At 66.2% G+C, this 17,484-nt stretch carries 19 protein-coding genes; 5 read left to right on the top strand and 14 right to left on the bottom strand.

What is annotated here, in order from left to right; all coding sequences use genetic code 11:
* Nucleotides 1-113: 113 nt before the first annotated feature.
* A complete protein-coding gene (locus ACAG26_RS14060; protein WP_370483151.1) occupies nucleotides 114-890 on the top strand; it encodes an SDR family NAD(P)-dependent oxidoreductase in 777 nt (258 codons plus the stop codon).
* A gap of 106 nt (nucleotides 891-996) precedes the next feature.
* Here ACAG26_RS14060 and ACAG26_RS14065 read toward each other — a convergent pair whose 3' ends face one another.
* Nucleotides 997-2,124: a glycoside hydrolase family 6 protein gene (locus tag ACAG26_RS14065; protein ID WP_370483432.1), complete on the bottom strand. Its 1,128-nt coding sequence runs from the start codon at nucleotides 2,122-2,124 to the stop codon at nucleotides 997-999.
* A gap of 75 nt (nucleotides 2,125-2,199) precedes the next feature.
* On the opposite strand from ACAG26_RS14065, the gene ACAG26_RS14070 reads away from it, so the two are divergent.
* Nucleotides 2,200-3,231, top strand: a complete 1,032-nt coding sequence (locus ACAG26_RS14070; RefSeq protein WP_370483153.1) for a fused (3R)-hydroxyacyl-ACP dehydratase subunits HadA/HadB — start codon at nucleotides 2,200-2,202, stop codon at nucleotides 3,229-3,231.
* 90 nt (nucleotides 3,232-3,321) lie between these two features.
* Here the strand turns inward: ACAG26_RS14070 and ACAG26_RS14075 are convergent, their stop codons facing one another.
* The 5 genes from ACAG26_RS14075 to ACAG26_RS14095 are packed head-to-tail and all read right to left on the bottom strand — an operon-like array spanning nucleotide 3,322 to nucleotide 8,852.
* Nucleotides 3,322-4,596, bottom strand: a complete 1,275-nt coding sequence (locus ACAG26_RS14075; protein ID WP_370483155.1) for an amidohydrolase family protein — start codon at nucleotides 4,594-4,596, stop codon at nucleotides 3,322-3,324.
* 7 nt (nucleotides 4,597-4,603) lie between these two features.
* Nucleotides 4,604-5,881: an amidohydrolase family protein gene (locus ACAG26_RS14080; RefSeq protein WP_370483156.1), complete on the bottom strand. Its 1,278-nt coding sequence runs from the start codon at nucleotides 5,879-5,881 to the stop codon at nucleotides 4,604-4,606.
* Between the two features lie 13 nt (nucleotides 5,882-5,894).
* Nucleotides 5,895-7,109 (bottom strand): amidohydrolase family protein, encoded by a 1,215-nt coding sequence (locus tag ACAG26_RS14085; RefSeq protein WP_370483158.1) that lies wholly within the window; start codon nucleotides 7,107-7,109, stop codon nucleotides 5,895-5,897.
* A 4-nt stretch (nucleotides 7,110-7,113) separates the two neighbouring features.
* Nucleotides 7,114-7,917, bottom strand: a complete 804-nt coding sequence (locus ACAG26_RS14090; RefSeq protein WP_370483159.1) for an acetoacetate decarboxylase family protein — start codon at nucleotides 7,915-7,917, stop codon at nucleotides 7,114-7,116.
* A complete protein-coding gene (locus ACAG26_RS14095) occupies nucleotides 7,914-8,852 on the bottom strand; it encodes an SDR family NAD(P)-dependent oxidoreductase (RefSeq protein ID WP_370483160.1) in 939 nt (312 codons plus the stop codon). Before ACAG26_RS14095 ends, ACAG26_RS14090 begins: the two co-directional genes overlap by 4 nt.
* Before the next feature lie 65 nt (nucleotides 8,853-8,917).
* Here ACAG26_RS14095 and ACAG26_RS14100 point away from each other — a divergent pair, with 65 nt between their 5' ends.
* Nucleotides 8,918-9,820: an IclR family transcriptional regulator gene (locus ACAG26_RS14100; protein ID WP_370483161.1), complete on the top strand. Its 903-nt coding sequence runs from the start codon at nucleotides 8,918-8,920 to the stop codon at nucleotides 9,818-9,820.
* On the opposite strand, the gene ACAG26_RS14105 is transcribed toward ACAG26_RS14100, so the two are convergent.
* The 7 genes from ACAG26_RS14105 to ACAG26_RS14135 all read right to left on the bottom strand — a co-directional run bounded on the left by ACAG26_RS14105 (nucleotide 9,817) and on the right by ACAG26_RS14135 (nucleotide 14,891).
* Complete coding sequence (locus ACAG26_RS14105) at nucleotides 9,817-10,629, bottom strand: DUF1906 domain-containing protein (RefSeq protein WP_370483162.1); 813 nt, start codon at nucleotides 10,627-10,629, stop codon at nucleotides 9,817-9,819. The two genes, ACAG26_RS14100 and ACAG26_RS14105, sit on opposite strands and share 4 nt — an antisense overlap.
* Nucleotides 10,630-10,674: 45 nt before the next feature.
* Nucleotides 10,675-11,148, bottom strand: coding sequence for a hypothetical protein (locus tag ACAG26_RS14110; RefSeq protein WP_370483163.1), 474 nt, complete (start codon nucleotides 11,146-11,148; stop codon nucleotides 10,675-10,677).
* Nucleotides 11,149-11,405: 257 nt separating this feature from the next.
* On the bottom strand, nucleotides 11,406-12,026 hold the full coding sequence (locus tag ACAG26_RS14115) for a hypothetical protein (RefSeq protein ID WP_370483164.1): 621 nt from the start codon (nucleotides 12,024-12,026) through the stop codon (nucleotides 11,406-11,408).
* Nucleotides 12,027-12,042: 16 nt separating this feature from the next.
* Entirely contained in the window at nucleotides 12,043-12,390 is a 348-nt protein-coding gene (locus tag ACAG26_RS14120) for a hypothetical protein (protein WP_370483165.1), read from the bottom strand.
* A 393-nt stretch (nucleotides 12,391-12,783) separates the two neighbouring features.
* Nucleotides 12,784-13,077, bottom strand: a complete 294-nt coding sequence (locus ACAG26_RS14125) for a putative quinol monooxygenase (protein WP_370483167.1) — start codon at nucleotides 13,075-13,077, stop codon at nucleotides 12,784-12,786.
* A 116-nt stretch (nucleotides 13,078-13,193) separates the two neighbouring features.
* Entirely contained in the window at nucleotides 13,194-14,075 is an 882-nt protein-coding gene (locus ACAG26_RS14130; RefSeq protein ID WP_370483169.1) for an SDR family oxidoreductase, read from the bottom strand.
* A 189-nt stretch (nucleotides 14,076-14,264) separates the two neighbouring features.
* Nucleotides 14,265-14,891: a TetR/AcrR family transcriptional regulator gene (locus ACAG26_RS14135; protein WP_370483171.1), complete on the bottom strand. Its 627-nt coding sequence runs from the start codon at nucleotides 14,889-14,891 to the stop codon at nucleotides 14,265-14,267.
* 433 nt (nucleotides 14,892-15,324) lie between these two features.
* Here ACAG26_RS14135 and ACAG26_RS14140 point away from each other — a divergent pair, with 433 nt between their 5' ends.
* Entirely contained in the window at nucleotides 15,325-15,864 is a 540-nt protein-coding gene (locus tag ACAG26_RS14140; RefSeq protein ID WP_370483173.1) for a VOC family protein, read from the top strand.
* Nucleotides 15,865-15,993: 129 nt separating this feature from the next.
* Nucleotides 15,994-16,821: a mycofactocin-coupled SDR family oxidoreductase gene (locus ACAG26_RS14145; RefSeq protein ID WP_370483175.1), complete on the top strand. Its 828-nt coding sequence runs from the start codon at nucleotides 15,994-15,996 to the stop codon at nucleotides 16,819-16,821.
* Between the two features lie 77 nt (nucleotides 16,822-16,898).
* Here ACAG26_RS14145 and ACAG26_RS14150 read toward each other — a convergent pair whose 3' ends face one another.
* Nucleotides 16,899-17,435 (bottom strand): glutathione peroxidase, encoded by a 537-nt coding sequence (locus ACAG26_RS14150; RefSeq protein WP_370483177.1) that lies wholly within the window; start codon nucleotides 17,433-17,435, stop codon nucleotides 16,899-16,901.
* Between the last annotated feature and the right edge of the window lie 49 nt (nucleotides 17,436-17,484).

A 17,484-nucleotide genomic window follows, 5' to 3' on the forward strand; every position in this document is an offset into this window, starting at 1 on the left:
TGCGCTGTCGCCGGTCGGCAAGCACTGTTCGGCAAGCCGCTATCAGCGGCAGCTGATTGTGGGGTCGGCTGCCGCAGCGCAGCCGCACGGCCGTCACCGCGTAGTCTGTCGGCGTGGATATCAACGGAGCTAGCGCGATCGTCACCGGCGGCGCGTCAGGTATCGGGGCGGCCACTGCGCGTCAGTTGGCCGACAAGGGGGCTCGGGTCGTCATCGCCGACCTGCAGGCAGACAAGGGCGAGGACCTCGCCAAAGAGATCGGCGGCGTGTTCGTCAGCGTCGACGTCACCAGTACCGACCAGATCATCGACGCCGTCAAAACCGCCGCGGACCTCGGCCCGCTGCGTGCCCTGGTGAACTCGGCCGGCGTCGGCTGGGCCCAGCGCACCATCGGCAAGGACGGCGAGTTCGCCTCGGCGCACGACCTGGGCCTGTACAAGAAGGTGCTGGACATCAACCTGGTCGGCACCTTCGACTGCATCCGCATCGCGGCCACCCAGATGAGCAAGAACGAGCCCGCCGATACCGGCGAGCGGGGCGCCATCGTCAACATGACCAGCGTCGCGGCGTTCGACGGCCAGATCGGCCAGGCCGCCTACTCGTCGTCCAAGGGTGGTGTCGTGGGGCTGACCCTGCCGGTTGCCCGCGACCTGTCGGCGGTCGGCGTCCGGGTCAACACCGTCGCCCCCGGCCTGATCGACACCCCGATCTACGGCGAGGGTGAGGCGTCGGAGGCGTTCAAGGCCAAGCTCGGTGAGTCCGTGCTGTTTCCGCGCCGGCTCGGCAAGCCCGAGGAACTGGCGTCGATGGTGCTCGAGCTGATCACCAACTCCTACATGAACGCCGAGGTCGTCCGGGTCGACGGCGGCATCCGGATGCCGCCGAAGTAGTTTCCAGCCGGGCGTTGAAGGCGTTGAAATTGCGGCCAGGGTCGTAGATCCGTGAAATGTACAGCCCTGGCCGCAACCTCAACGCCGAAAATCCCGAATCGGGACCCTAGTGGCCGGCGTTGCGCGCCAGATCGATGGCGTACTGGCTGACGAAGCGGCCGGCCGCGGGCTCCCCGCGCCCGCAAGAGCCGTCGGATTCGCCGACACGTTTAACCCACAGGTAGGCGTCGGCGTGCGCACCGCCGGTCGCGGTGGTCGGCGGGGTGCCCAATGCCCGGCCGTCGGGGTTGCACCAGTTGAGCTCCTGGTCCGGCGCTGGCCCGACACCGTTGCGCGAGGTGTCGATCACGTAGTGCGCACCGTTCGTCAGTTCCGAAATCGCTTCGCCGTAACCGATTTCCTCATCGGTGGTGTAGTAGTTCGTCGTGTTGAGGCTGAAACCGCGGGCCCGCCCCACACCGGCCTGGTTGAGCCTGGCCGCCATCTCCTCGGCGCTCAACCACCGCGAGTGACCACCGTCGACGTACACGGCCGCGGCCGGATCGCGGGTCAACGTGTCGACGGCGTAGTGGATCAGGTCAAACCGTTCCTGGCGCTGGTCAGGCGACAGACAGTCGGCCATGGCGAGCGCATCGGGTTCGAGAATGATTGCCGCCGGCGAGGTGCCCAGGCCAGCCGCGACGGCGTCGATCCACTGCCGGTAAGCCTCCCCCGAGCCGAACCCGCCCGCGGCGAAACTGCCGCAGTCGCGGTGCGGGATGGCATACAGCGTCAGCACCGGCATGGCGCCGGCGGCCTGCGCCGCACCGGTGTAGCGGCCCACCACGCCGGTGACCGTGCCGGCCGGGAATGCCTGATCGATCCAGTACGCCTGCGGCGTGTTGGCGACCGCGGTCAGCTCCGCACTGGGCGGATTGGCGTTGCGCGCGGCCACCATGGCCGCCGATGCGGGATCGACGTAGAAGGGCATCCCGCCCAACGGGTTGTCCGCATCGGCCAGCCGCACCGCCGGGGCCTGGCCGGGCTGCACCGGGTCGGCCGACAGCGTCATGCCGGCCACGGCCGCAACTGCCAGGAAGGGGGCGATCCGCCGCGCGACTGCACCGGCAGCTGAGGAAATCACTCCCAGAAAGTACCGTAGCCCCCGAGCACTCAGCGTTCGGCGGGTCGTCGGCGCTGGCGAATCTGCGCCTGCTCGCGGTCGTGGGAGATCGGTCCATAGGCTAGTGTCCAGATCGTCTAGGCCAGCGCACGCTAGTGTGCTGTGGTCGGCCTTAGCGAACAGCCGATAGAACAGTTGGGCGAATTCATGACCACAGCAGCAGAAACGTCGGCGATCGAGGCGCGGATCGGCCACTACTACCAGGCGGACAGCACCTACCGGGTCGGCCGCGAGAAGGTGCGCGAGTACGCCCGCGCAGTGCAGGACTATCACCCCGCACACTGGGAGGACGCCGCCGCCGCCGAGCTGGGCTATTCCGGCGTGGTGGCGCCGCTGACGTTCACGTCAACCCCGGCGATGGCCTGCAATCGGCGGATGTTCGAATCGGTGGTGGTCGGTTATGACACCTACGTGCAGACCGAAGAAGTCTTCGAGCAGCACCGCCCGATCGTGGCCGGCGACGAGCTGCACATTGACGTCGAGCTGACGTCGGTGCGCAGGATCGCCGGTCGAGACATGATCACCGTAACCAACACCTTCACCGACATGGCCGGCGAGCGGGTGCACACCCTGCACACCACCGTCGTCGGCGTCACCGCCGAGGATGTCGATCCGGCGATCAAGGCGGCCGTGCAGAAGGCGATGATGCACGACGTAAACATCATCGGCGTCGACGAAGCCGCTGCGGCCTACCAGAAGACGGTGCGCCCCGAGGGCGAGGTCCGGATCGCCGAGGGCGGCGCGACCCGCACGCCGGGAACGCCGTCGTTCGACGACGTGCAGGTCGGCGACGAGCTGCCGGTGCACCACACCCGACTGTCCCGCGGCGACCTGGTGAACTACGCCGGCGTGGCCGGCGACGCCAATCCGATTCACTGGGATGAGGAGATCGCCAAGCTGGCCGGGCTGCCCGACGTCATCGCCCACGGCATGCTCACCATGGGGTTGGGTGCTGGATTCGCCTCCGCATGGTCGGGCGACCCCGGTGCGGTCACGCGCTACGCGGTGCGGTTGTCGGCGCCGGCGATCGTGTCGGCCACCGACGGCGCCGACATCGAGTTCAGTGGCCGAATCAAGTCGCTGGACCCCGCGACCCGCAGCGGTGTCGTCTTGGTCGGCGCGAAATCCGGGGACAAGAAGATCTTCGGCCTGGCGACGTTAAACGTCCGCTTCCGCTGAGCGGGTCGGGTGGCGACGGTGAAACCGGCGACGCGACACGCCGTTCAGCCGTCGTCACATTCACGCCCGGCGTTGGCGGGAGGCGTTAGCTTAGCCGCGTGCCGGCGCCAGCCGTTTCAGCGCTAGCCCGCCCTCGAACGGTCGGTACGCGAACGCGGCGGGGGCGCAGTAGCCGGTATCCCCCAGCGGGGTGCCGACTTCGGCGACGGTGGGTCCGACCTTGGCGGCGACGGGCGCCAACGCATCCAGGTCGAAACGGTACAGGCGACCCGCGTTTGCGCCCAGGATCTTGCGGCACTCGTCCTCGGACCGGTCATGCAACGCCCACCGGATCGCCAGCTTGGAGTGCGGCGCAAAACCCTCCTCGTGCGGATAGTCGCTGCCCCACATGATGTGGTCGGCCCCCAGGAAATCGATCATCGCCGCGTCATACGGAGTCAGCTCGCTGGCCAGATAGCAGTTACGCCGGGCGTACTCGCTGGGCAGCAGGGTCATTTCGTCGACGGATGACCCGCCGAACATCCCGTAGGTGCGGTTGTGCGCCTGCGACTTCATCGTGGGCACCATGGCGTCGAGCACCGCCAGCTGCTGCTGCACCCACAGGGTGCCCTGCTCGGTCGGCACGAAGCGCAGCGTCGGGTACCGCTCGAAGACTCCGGCCAGGATCAGGTGACCGAGGGTGCGTTGGGCCCACAGGGCCATCTCGGTGACCAACACCGCGTTGGACGCCGGCTGGTCCATCGGCATCTCGGGGCTGCCCGCCCCGGCGTGCTGCACCACGGTCAGGTCCAGGTCGGCGCACAGCGCCCAGATCGGTTCGTAGCGGGTGTGAAACAGCGGGGCGACCTGCGGATCACCCGGTGAGACGGCCGGGATGAGCACGCCACCGAAGCACGCCTGATCCGCGCCCCAGCGGATCTCCTGGCACGCCAGGTCGATGTCATTGGGGAAGATCTGAATCAGGCCGCGCCGCCGGGTCGGGGCCAACCCGCAGAAGTCGACCTGCCAGCGGTTGTGGGCCTGCACGCCCGCCCACCGCTGCTCGAACTCCTCGCGGGTGCGCGGCAGGCTGATGGTGATGTTGGGTGTGGTCGGGAAGAACGGCGGAACCGTGTTGGGCAACAGCACCTCCCCGGCCACCCCGTCGGCGTCCATGTCCGCGATGCGCAGCGCGTGGTCCCAGTTCCGATTGGCGGTGGCGACGATCAGGTCGTCGAACGGGCTGCTGTAGGCCTTGGCCCAGGCGTCGAACTCGTCGTGCAGCCGCGCCGGCAGATACGGTTTGTAGTCGTAGAGATCGGCCCCGGCGTGGGTGTCCGTCGAGATCACCACGTAGCGATCGCGCGTGTCCGAAGTTTCAGCCATGGTGTCCTCAGTTCTGCACCAGGTCGGGGATCGGCTCGGCGTCCGTCAGCCAGTGGCGTCCGGTCCGGCGGGCCGCCTCCCACTTGGGAATGCTCACCGCATCGTCTTGGCCCAGGTCGTCCGGGGTGGGGCCGATGCGCTCGGCCAGCGGCGCCAGGGCCGCCAGGTCGAAGTTGTACAGCTCGGCTGCCGCCAGGCCCAGCATCTGCCGGGTCTCCTCGATCGGAATGTCCCAGAAGGAACGCCGCAGCCAATCACGAGTGTGCGGCCACGTTCCCTCCGGGTGCGGAAAGTCGTTGCCCCACAACAGGTTGGTCACACCGATCTCGTAACGTCGGGCCAGCTCCCTGCGTTCGGTGGTGGTGGCCCCGATGAAACAGTTCCGGTCGAAGTAGGCCGACGGCGGCATGGTCAGATCGCCCTCCATCTGATGGCTCATCTTCTTGGCCGAGTGCTCACGCAGAAATCGGGTGTCCATCAGCCAGAGCAGATCGTTGGCCCAAAACGCCCCGCACTCGGTGACCCCCCAGCGCAGGCCGGGGAAGCGCTCGAACACCCCCGACCACAACGCGAACCACAGGGGCCTGGCCCCCCACCAGCGCACCTCGGTGACATAGATGCCCAGGTGCCCGCCGTACTCCTCTTGCGGGGCCGGGCCCGAGTGGGTGTGCACCGGCATCTGCAGGTCCTGGCAGGCCGCCCACACCTTGTCGTAGCGGCGGTCGTGGTACGGCGGGTAACCGACCCAGCGCGCCGGAATTAGAATCCCCCCGCGCAGTCCGGATTCTGCCGCGCGGGTGATCTCGGCGACCGCCGCGTCGACGTCCGCCAAGATCGGCACGACCGCGACCCCGGCCCGCCGCTCGGGGCTGTGGCTGCACAGCTCGGCCAACCAGCGGTTGTGGGCCCGCGCCCCGGCCATGGCGCGGCCCGGGTCGAGGTCGCCCGACTGGCCCAGGCCGGCCCCAAACGGTGCCCCGGCGACCCCGGTCACCGCGTCGGCGTCGGGGAAGATGACCTCGCCGATCACCCCGTCGCCGTCGAGTTCTTTGTCCCGCAGGCCGACATCCCATCCGCCGGCGATGCCGTCGCCATGCTCGGAGAACCATTCCTCGGCGAACTGCTCGTCGATGAATCCGCCGGCCTGTGCCGCGGCTGTCTTCTCAGCCAGGTAGACCTCGAAGTCCTCCCGGTATTCGGGGTCGACGTATTCGCGGTATCGCTCGGTGGGCAGCTCGGCGTGGGTGTCCGCGGAGATGATGATGTAGGGGGCCGCGTCGTTCATGGAGGTCCTTTCGCTACCAGGTGCGGATGGGGTCGGGCTCGAAGACGGTGCTACGCGCGTCGGCGGGCACGGCGCCCAGCGGCTCAGCCACCTCGGCCACGGCCGGACCGATTCGGTCGGCCAGTGACGCGAGGGCCTGCAGGTCGAAGCCGTAGACGGCCGCCGCATTCCCACCGACCATGGCCGCCACCTCGGCGGTCGGGACGTCACTGAAGGTGTGGCGCAACGCCTCCCGCGTGTAGGGAGCGGTCCCCTCGTAGTGCGGGTAATCGCTTCCCCACATGATTCGGTCGACGCCGATCCGGTGCCGCTCGGCGCACTCGACCGGACGCATGAAACTGGCACCCACGTAACACTGGCGGGACCAGTACTCGCTGGGCTTGAGGGTTAGCGAGCCGGCCGTGGGCCCGGCGAATCGGGCGATCGCTGAGCTCGCTCGCCCGTAACGTGCCGCCGCGACGTCGAGCGAGTCGAGCGTTGCCGGTATCCACCCGGCGCCCTGCTCGGTGAAGACCACGGTGAGGTCCGGGTGACGATCCAGCGCGCCGCTGAAGATCAGGTGCCACAGCGCCCGGTGCGCCCACCAATGGGTTTCGTACACCCACACCGCAAATGAGCTGCCCCACCCGTCGATCGGTGTCGGTCCGGCGTTGCCGCCGTGGTGATTGACCACGACGCCCGCCCGCTCGCAGGCTGCCCACAGCGGCGCCCAGTGCTCGGCGTACAGCGGGGGGATGCCGGTGCCGGGGGCGACCCCGGGCAGCAGCACCCCGCCGCGCAGCCCCAGCTTGGCGATCTGCGCTATCTCGGCGACGGCTTCGTCGAGATCGCCGAGCAGGATCTGGCCCACCCCGGCGCGCCGCTCGGGTGACCGGGAGCAAAAGTCGGCCAGCCAACGATTGTGCGCACGCAGGCCGGCCCAGCGCAGCTCAAGCTCCCGGGCGGTCTCCGGTGGTGGGGCAGCCAGGCTGGCCTGCGGAAAGAACGGCGGGACGGTGTTGGGGTAGATGACCTCTCCGGCGATGCCTTCGCAATCCAGATCGGCGTTGCGTCGGTCGCTGTTCCAATTGCGTTCGGCGTCGGGCTCGGTGAGATCGCCGAACGGATTGACGTATGTTTTTGCCCAGCTGTCGAATTCGTCCCGGTAGTGCGGGTCGAGATACTCGCGGTAATCGAGCAGGTCAGCACCGGCGTGGCAGTCGGCCGAAATGACCGTGTACCGGTCCATGCGCCTACACCCGCGCCTGCTCAGTCCCGGGGGCGGCTAGCAGCGCCATATCGTCGTAGCGCTGATGCACGTACGGCAGCAGCCATTCGGCCGGCACCCGCTCCGCGATCCGCCCGACCTGCACGGTGCGGCGGCGACACCAGGTGATCGACCAGATCTGGCGAACCACGATGTCGGCCACCGGGTCCAGCGCCGAATCACCCAACTCAAGGGTGCCGTCGATGTTCTCCAGCAGCTCGTAGTGCCGGTGGTATTCGCCGTAGACCAGGTGGGGGTCGGTGATGCCGCCCCCGTCGGGGGCCCGCAGGAACTTGAAGTAGAACTCGGTGTTCACCTGGTCGGGCGGCAGCTCCGCCGGCCCGGTCACCCGGCCGTTCACGGTGATGAGCCGGTGCCCGAGCCGATCTACGGTGGCGGCGACGTGATCACCATCGCGCTTCACCTCGATGCGGGCCAGCTTCTTGGGCTCACCGAATGTTTCGCGTCCGCCGGTGACCGATTGTTCGGTGGACTGCGGCATGAAGAGCGGATAATCGCCCTCGGTTTCGCCGTGCCGTGCCGTCACCGAGAACACCGCCGACCCGAACGGCGGCCGGCCCGCTATCTCGACCCGCTGGAGCTGGATGCGCACCAGTGGTTCGTCCGACGGCTCCAAAGGTTTGGGCAGCACGACTGCGACAATCTCCGGGTCGGTGCGGTAGGTGACAGTCACCGCCTCGGTGGCGATGGGCGCCTTGGTGGCGTCGATCTCATGGTCGACCCGCGCCTCCGGTGGACGAGGACCGTATCGAACTGTGGTGGCGTTCAACGCTTTCCTCCCTCGGTTTCCGGGGCGTCCTGCGCGTGTTGGCCCAGGACATCGACCAGGTAGTCGGGCTCGCCGCGCGCGAGGATCGCCGCGGCCTTGCTGCTCACGACCTGATCGGCGGGTGTGGGCGGACCCATCATCCAGAAGCGGTCCGCCCGAATTCCGTCGATCACCTGGTCAGCGACCGTCTCGAGCGGGGTGAACTCGACAGGTGCGCCGGCGGCTTCGAAGCGGGCCACCACCTTGGCCAGGGTCTGGTCGGGTGTGCGGCGTTCCTGCGTCGCGGCGTAGCGCTGCGGGCGGTGCCGCCACGACTCCCAGATGCCGGTGTTCAAAAAGCCGCCCGGGAAAAGGACATGCGCCCGGACGTGCCTGCCGGTCATCTCCAGGTGGGTGTAGAGGCTTTCGGTCAGGCAGAGCACCGCCGCCTTGGTCATCGGGTAGACCGCGGTGGCCGGCCCGCCCATGGCACCCCGCGCGATCGGCGCAAATCCGCCGTTGCCCGAGCAGGTGTTGACCACGTGTCCATCGCCCTGCTCGAGCAGGAGCGGCACGAAAGCCTTGATGCCGTGAATGACGCCCAGCACGTTGACATCGATCCCCCAGTGCCAATCGGCCAGGTCGTGTTCCCACATGTACCCCTCGGAGACGCCACCGGTGCCCGCGTTGTTGCACACCACGTGCACGGCACCGAAGCGATCAACCGCCGCCTTGGCCAGCGACTCGACCGAGGAATAGTCGGTGACGTCGGTGACCACCCCGATCGCCTCGATCCCATCGTCCGCCAGGGCTCGGGTCGCCTTGTCCAGCGGTTCGGCGAGGACGTCGGCCAGCACCACCTTCATGCCCTCGCGGCCGAAACGCCGGCCCAGGGCCTGGCCGATGCCGCCGGCTCCCCCGGTTACGACCGCCACCTTGCCCCGAAGGTCCATCATTGTGGCAATGGTCACATGGTCGCGCATTCCACCGCAAGGAGTCGCATTATGCGACCATCGGGCCTATGGCCTCGCGTCCCTCCCCGCAGACCGAGCGGGTGGTGAACCTCTTCGAGCACCTGGCGGGCGCCGGGAGCGAGGGGATGACGTTGGCCGCGGTGTCGCGTCACTTGAGCGTCCATAAGGCCAGCTGTCATTCGATGCTGTCCGAACTGCTGCGGGCCGGCTGGCTGCTGCGCGACCCGGTTCGCAAGACCTACCACCTCGGTCCCGCTCTGGTCCGGCTCGGCCGAGAGGCGGCGGGCCGCTATCCAGCCCTGCTGTTGGCGCGTCCGGTAATGGCCGAGTTGTCGGCCGCGACCGGCGCGCACTGTATTGCATTCGCGGTCAGCGATGACTACTCCACCGTGGTCGACCAAATCCGGAGCCTTCACGGCGGCGGCGACCCGATGCCCATTGGCACCCAGTTCCCGCACCGCCCGCCCTATGGGGCGTCGATCCTTGCCTGGGCCGGGTCAGACGCTCGGGATCGCTGGCTGGCCGACTTGCCCGACGACGTACGTGATCGCTACCGCCGGGCCCTCACCACTGCCCAGCGGCGCGGCTACGCGGTGGGTCTGCACATCCTGCCCGATCTGCGCCTGCGGGAACTGGCGCTGATCGTGCGTAGTGCCGAGGTGCGGTCCACCCGGCTGAGCCGGTTGGCGCAGGCATTGACCGACGAACTAATCCATCAGGAGGAGTGGTTCCCGATCAGCCTGGGTCCGGACCGCACCTACGAGGTGAGCCACATCGACTCCCCGATCCTGGATCCGGGGTCCCGCATCGCCCTGATGCTCAGCCTGGTCCCCAGTACCGAGCCGCTGAGCGGGGCGGCGGTCACCAGGCTAGGGAAGCAGCTCTTGGCTGCGACCCGCCGGCTGAGCGCCGCCCTGGCCGAAGAGTCCCACCTCGCGGTAGATAGCTAGGCGACGCGTGTTCGGCCGCCGTGGCGGCATCGGGCCAGATCCCACTGGCCGAAATCGGCTGCGAGGACGTCGTCCACGTCGACGTGCACGCCGTCGATCTCCAACCCGGGATCGGACGCGGTGACCACCTCGCGCTGGTACAGCACGGCGGCCGGTTCGCGTTCGTCGCCCGACCAGGCCCGCGTCTGCCACGCCCACCGATACCCCGGACTGGTCGAATGCCCGATGACGCCGTCGCTGATCGCCCAGGCGCACTGGCGAACGCCGCCGTAGATGCCCGTGCGCTCGGCCCCCAACACCGAGTTGATGCCCCGAAACCATTGGGCTGCCACGGTTTTCCACGTGTTGGAGTCGATATCCTCGTCGACGCTGAAGAAGATCGGCGCCGCGGGCGGACCGCCGGCCGCGGTGTGGTTGCGCAACGCCGTGTGGGCGTCCGCCACTCCGCCGTCGTAGCCGCGGGTGAAGTCCGACGGCGACCTCGGCCACCCGGGCTTGCCGTACTGGTAGCAGCTGACGATCTGCAGGCCGGCGGCGCGGAGCCGGTCCGCGTAGTCGCGGGTGACGGGCTTGAAATCGAACGTGGCGCCCGGCCGTAACTCGGAGACGTACACCAATGCCCCGTCGAGGCCAGCGGACTTGATCTGCTCGGGCTGAACCAACCGCTCGGTGAAATCAACCAGGCGCAATCCCTGACCGGCGGCCTGCGGTGTACCCACCGTCGCCCCGAGTGCGCCGGGGACGGTCAGTGCCGGCGCGAGCAGCGCGGCGTACTTCAGGACGTCGCGCCGTGAAGCGAATCGCGTCACAGCTGGGAGCGTAGCCGCGCTTTATCGAGTGATGTCGAAAACCGGTTAGGCGGGGGCAACGCGCCAGCGCCCGGCACCGTCCCGGTAAAAAAAGTAGGACGGGCAGTATTCCGCTTTGGTCTCTCCGGTGCAGGGAGTGCCGTTATACGTGGTCGTGGTGGTGTGGACGAAGCTGGTGGGCGGTAATGCACTGGCTTCCAGCCCCTGCGTCGTCGTCACCGACACGAGCGCCAGCACCGGGTACATCGGGCTCGTGCCTTGGTCCGGGTAGCCACAGCGGACACACCACGGATCCGGTGGCGGATTCGGGTGTGCCGTCGGCTGACCGACAAGGATGGGGCCAGGGAACTGCACATCGACCGTGGCGTCCGGCGGGTGGCCCGCGTTGTAGAAATCGGTGAGGGCCTGCTTCATCTCGATGTCACTGGGCGGCGGCCCCAGCTCGCCTATGTCGGCGTTGGATCTGTTTGCGCCGGACACCGTCACTGCAGCGAGGCACGTCGCGAGAATTGCTGCCACCAGGACAACTCCACGCACAAAGCGTGAGGCCCGTCGCAGGAATCCACGACTGGACCGCGGAAGCGCGACCACTGCACCTCTCTTCCCCGAGCCGGGATGCCCGTGCGCCTCGGTAACGCCGTGATCGGGCAGCCTCGTGATCTTGCTGCGAAGGAGGAACGGACCGCCCGGCTCCAGCAGCCTCTTTACGGTAGCCGATTGGCCCCGATTCGGGAAGCCTATGTTGTCAGATAGCACCGCCGGATAAGCGAGCGCCCTTACTGGTCGCAGATGCGCGACCGCTCGATCTGGCTGGCCCAGCGTTTGACGCGCTGCTGCGACGGCCCGTAGACCCACGCCGTGTTACGTGCCCGGATGCCAACCCCGACGTTGGACAACTCTTGCCACAGCCGATAGAACGGCTCGCCCTGGTAGAGCGGGAAGTACATGTCCCCGGCGAAGTCCTGACTTATGGTGAGAGCCTCGGCGCGTGGAGTAAGAAACGCAACGGCATTCTCGACGTTCGTCGCCACGTTGTCGGCCTGGGCCTGGATCGTGCCGGCCGTCCAGTCGTTGTTGGCCTGGAGCAGGTTGAATCCGAATCTATCCATCTGGTTCCGCAGATCGTGATACTGCCCTTTGAACCACTGACACATCTCGCGCTCGGCATTGATATCGGCGTCCGTCACGCTCTTGCGCGTTTGGTCATACGGATACGGGAATTGCGGAACAAAGCTACTTGCGGTCGGGATGAATTCCGGCAAGATCGGAGGAGGTGGATCTGCCGGATCGGCACTTGCTAGACCTCCCAAGCCCACGAAAGCCATTGTGACAACCGCCAGGTAAGAAATCAGTACGGGGCGCGGTGCTTCGCAACAACCGATGTCTTTGCCGCGCATCGACGCCTTTTGCTCTCTACCATCCCCGTTCGACCAACTTACGGGCCACATACGCCCTGGAGCCTCCGGTGATCAGGGCCATGGCCTCGGGGCTTGGCAATGCGAATCCCAAATTGCCGTCTTGGAAGTACCGTGCCTGGGCACCGTACGGCCCGGTGGTTATCGCGAGGGTATCGTCGCCGGATCCGCACTCGCGCTGCTCACACGGCTCCGGAATGCACCATGTCCATACACCCTCATTGGTCTCGAAGCACAGCTCGATGTAGTCCGCCCGGGCAGGGCAACGGCGGACCCCTAAGAAGGTGGCCGCGAGCAGGGACTGTTCCGCCGACCGTAAACTACCGCAGCACTTGGTTTCTGCCACGCCCACCTCCTTTTGGACAGTCCGATCCACAGCAGTGCGGGCTGCGACACACTGGGAACACACTGTGAGGCATCTGACATTTTGTGGTGTCAGTTTGCACGGTGGCGGCCTGCGCCGTCAAGTACCAAAAGACTGCCAACCACCCGGGCAGGTACGCGCAAGAACCGAGACCGGCGGCAGATCCTGCCTCCACGTCGGTAGTGGCGCATATCGATGGGTTGGGATTTTGCTGGACAAGGCCCGCTTCATCATCGACAGGCCGCAAGAAAGCCGCCGTGTTTTACGGCACCGGTTGTGCTGAGGGCAAACACGTTGTCCCACCGGCGCGATCAACGACACCTGACGAAGCTGGGTCCGGCGGGTATCGGGATGAACCACTCAGGACTCTACGTTTCAGAGTCCCATGGGGTCGAAGAAGCGCAGCTTGGGCTCGCCCTCGAATATCCCAGCGATCTCGTTCAAAGTGCCGCTTTCCGCCCGCCATTTCAGGTAATGCTCGTAGTCCCGCCGGCTATTCCACTTCTCCATGACCAGCACCTGGTTGGGGCTGTCCTGGTTCCGGACGAAATCGATGCTTACGGAGCCCTCGTATGCGCGACTGTCCGGAAGGATCTTGATCATGAAATCGCGGAAGTCGTCGACGTGACCTTCCTTGAGCGTGACTTCCATAATCACTTGGACAGTCATTGCTGGCCTCCATCGTTGGGAGTGGTGCACAACTGACGTTGCGCACTAGAGGTTGAGCGGAATTGTGCAGTGCTGCCCTCGACGGACCGGCATCGGCGCGGTGATCGCGGTCAGCGCTACGTGGTGACCGGGCTGACCCCCTGAGCAAGCAGCTGGGCGGTGTGGTCGGGGCCGTGGCGGTCATCGAATTCGCTGAATGCGCGCTGGATTTCAGTATGCACGGCCGTGACGAGGGGCTCCCAGTCGCGGTGGGTGATGATCAGGAACTGACCCTGCTGCATGGCTTCGACGACCTGCTCACCGACGTGATCGGGGTCTGCGCCCTGGGCTAACAGTGCATTGTTGCCTTCGATCGCAGCGACGTTGACTTCCTCACCCAGCACTTTGGCTTCGGCTTCGCCCGAGGATTCGCTGATTCGGGTGTTCACCGTGCCGGGGCACAACACCGAGACGCCGATGTCGGTGCCCTCAAGTTCGCCCCGCAGCACCATCGAAAGGCCGAAACTGGCGAATTTCGCCGAGGAGTAGGCGCCGACGCGGACCATCGGCACGATGCCGGCCATCGAAGCCGTGTTGACGATGTGGGCACGCCCGCCCCGGCTTTTGAAGCGAGGCAGGAACGTCGATATACCGATGAACTGTGCTTCGATATTGATCCGGTAGACCCAACGCCAGACCTCCAGGGCGGTGTTGTCGAGTTCCGCTCCGCCATTGGCGCCCGCGTTGTTGCACAGGATTGAGATCGGGCCCAGGGCCTCCTCCGCCCGATCGGCCGCGGCCGTCCACTGCTCAGCGTCGGTGACATCCAGCGGAACGGCCACCACGGAGCCGCCGGCATCGGACAACTCTTTTTCGGCCTTCGCCAATCGCGGGGCGTCGATGTCGGCGAGTGCCACCTTCGCGCCTGCCGCGACAAGGGCGCGGGCCATCCCGAGCCCCATTCCTGATGCCGCTCCGGTAATGAACGCCACCTGTCCCGCTGGCCATTTCGTTGTCATGGCACACACCGTACAATCTGACACGCCCATTTGTCACACATTGGGTCGATCCGTTGCGGATGCCGGCCCACCCTGGGCCACTACCTCGCTGGGGCAGCGCCGACGCCTTGGCCACGCCCCATGCATGAATCACCCCAGTCGGCGTTGATGACCGCTTTTAGCGCGAACGAGCCCGATTCGCAAGGGTTCTCAGGGAAGGTTGGTCCGCCAGTACAGTCCGACAAGGAAGTCGGCGAGTTCGGGCGGCGTGACGTCAAGTAGTCCTTCCGCCCAAGAGATCAGAAGTTCCGAAGCGGCGCCCGACATGGCCAGAGCCTTCATCCGGATGTCCACGGGGCTGCTGTCAAACGACGGTAAATCGGTTCCCGACCACCTGAAGAAGTTCCCGGCGGCACGGACAAGGATCTCGTTACGGCGACCGCCCGCGCGCCCACCCTTACCCAAGGCCTCGACAAAAAAGATCCGGATCATTCGCGGATCGGCGGCCAACGTGTCGACGGTCGTTCGGAGTGCAATCGAGACTCTCGCGAAGGCGTCGTCGGGGGCGTCGACGAGGGCGGCGTTCACAGCGGTCTCGAGGGACTCCGCGGCAACCTCGAACACCTCATCGAACAGTGCCGCTAAGTCGGTGAAGCTCTCATAGAAGTACCGCTCGGTCAGCCCGGCCTCCACAACCACATCCTTAACGCGGACCGTTCCGGAACCACTAGATCCGAAGAGGTTCATACCGGCCTCGACCAGCTTGCGGCGCCTCTCGGCCACTCGCTCTTCGCCGGTTACCCCGCCGTACACGCGGCTCGTGCCGGAAGCCGACACCCTTCGCCTCCTTTGGTTCGGTCAGGTTCTGCAATCGCCCAAGCATAGTGCGCGCCGCGCGATCCTTACCCAGTCCCGACTGCCGGGCCTGGTCCTCCGAGCCGGCTGCGATGGACTGCCTTGACGCTGCAAGTGGCCGAGGTCCGCGACTACCACTCGGGTCGAGTACACGATTGAGTGTACCGGTAACTGAGCTCACGTATTGTCAGATAGCCATTGGCCCACCTCCGCCAATTAGCCGGTCGCTTGAGAGTGGCGGTAGCGCATGCCCCCGCAGTGGTCTAAAGTGACATGTTGCCGTGTCAGATAGCTCGGTCCGTCACTTACTTGCTTGTACACGCTGTGCAGAGCCGGGTTGGCCAACGGCATGTGGGTTGCGCTCGCCGAGCCTCGGCTGGCCGAGAGCTTGCGCGTCGAAGAAGGGTAGGGCTAAGTGCCAATAGGGAAAGAGTATTCCCAGATCGCCTGGGTGGTTGAGGATCTCGATGCGACCGTACGGCAGTGGCAGCAGACGACAGGTATCGGGCCATTTTTCATGGGTGCGCACGTCGGTGGCATGTTTACCGCGATGAATCACCGCGGCCGGCCCGCGGAGGTGGACATCAGCTGTGCGATAGCCCAGGCGGGACCGGTCCAGATCGAACTCATCAAGCAACACGGTGGCGCCCCATCGCCGTACCGTGACGTCTTTCCAGAGGGCGAGGGCGGGCTACACCATATCTGCAGCTTCGTCGACGACGTCGAGGCCGAATGCCGCAACTACGAGGCGCTCGGTTTCGAAGTGGTGTTGACCGGATTGGTCGGGGGACAGACACCAGTCGCCTACGTCGACACGCGCCCGTTGATCGGTTGCATGACGGAGCTGATGGGGCGGCAAGGGCTCGTCGTGCAGATGTTCGCCGCCACCGCGAAGGCCGCCGCCGATTGGGACGGCACCGATCCTATCCGCGACCTTTCGACATTGATGTCTTGAGGCTAGGACCCAGACTCGCCGGTCGGGCTGTGATCCAGCCCGACCGGCGCTCCACTGAATCATCTGGTCTGCCGTGGCCAAATACTTCGCGCTAGACCACGTGAGACGCACCGAGAGTGAGGACCACGCATGACCGGAAAACTCGAAGGCAAAGTCGCGTTCATCACGGGCGCGGCGCGCGGGCAGGGCCGATCGCACGCGGTGCGTCTGGCCGAGGAGGGCGCCGACATCATCGCGATCGACGTGCCGAGACCGGTGGCGAACCTGCCGTACCGCACCGCGACCGCCGAGGATCTCGCCGAGACGGTGCGTCAGGTCGAGGCACTCGGCCGCCGCATCGTTGCCGCCGAAGCCGACGTGCGCGACTTGGCCGACCTGAAGAAGGCAGTCGATGCCGGCGTGGCCGAATTCGGCCGGCTCGACATCGTGCTGGCGAACGCGGGGATCGTATCCCCCGCCCCCACACTCGAAATGAGCGAAGAGACCTGGCAGACGATGATCGACATCAACCTGACCGGCGTCTGGAAGACCATCAAGGCCTCCGTCCCCCACATCATCGCAGGTGGAAGGGGCGGTTCGGTCGTCATCACCAGCTCACTCGCGGCGATCGTCGTACAGCCGAACATTGCGCACTATTCGGCGGCGAAGGGCGGGCTGATCCAGCTGTCCAACGTGTTGTCCAAGGAGCTTGCGCCGCAGGGGATCCGAGTGAACACGGTGCACCCGGGTACTGTTCTCACGGACATGGTGCTGAACGAGCCGACCTTCCGGCTGTTCCGGCCCGACCTGGAGCACCCCACCCAGGAAGATTTCGAGGCGGTGGCCCGCACCCTGACCGCAATGCCCACCACCGCGGTGGAACCGGTCGATATCTCGAACGCGATCCTTTACCTGGTCTCCGACGACGGGCGCTACGTCACCGGAACGACGCACGTCGTGAGCGCGGGCCTGACCTGACGGTTCAATTCAGCACGGATCGGCGGGCGCACGGTCGGCCCACCCGAAGGCGGTACTCGACCGTGCGCCCGGTGAGGTCAGTCCAGCAGTTCGTCGATCTCCGACTGGATTTTCTCGGGGGTCACGGTCGATTCGAAGCGACGGATTACCTTGCCGTCGCGGCCGACGAGGAATTTGGTGAAGTTCCACTTCACCTCGTCGCTGCCGATCGCCTCTGGCCGCATGGCCTTGATGTGCTCGTAGAGCGGCCCGTTCGCGGGACCGAAGTCGCCCGGCGCCGCCGCACGTAGGTAGGCATACAGCGGGTCCGCGTCGGGCCCGTTGACCTCGACCTTGCCGAACACCGGGAAGGTAACGCCGTAATTCGTCGAGCAGAACTCCTGGATCTCGGCATCGGTGCCTGGTTCCTGGTCGCCGAACTGATTACACGGGAATCCGAGGATCTCCAGCCCGCGGTCCCGGTTCTGCTTGTAGAGCGCTTCGAGGCCTTCGTACTGGGGCGTGAAGCCGCATTTGCTGGCCACGTTGACGACGAGCACGACGCGGTCGGCGTAGGCGTCGAGCGAGCGGGTGGAGCCATCGGCCGTTTTCACGGAAAACTTGTGAATGGTCATGTCACGCAGTCTATTTGACGTAGATAACTTACACAATGACTCCGCTGCC

Origin of the sequence: Mycobacterium sp. pUA109, assembly GCF_041287095.1 — a bacterium.
Lineage (GTDB): Bacteria > Actinomycetota > Actinomycetes > Mycobacteriales > Mycobacteriaceae > Mycobacterium.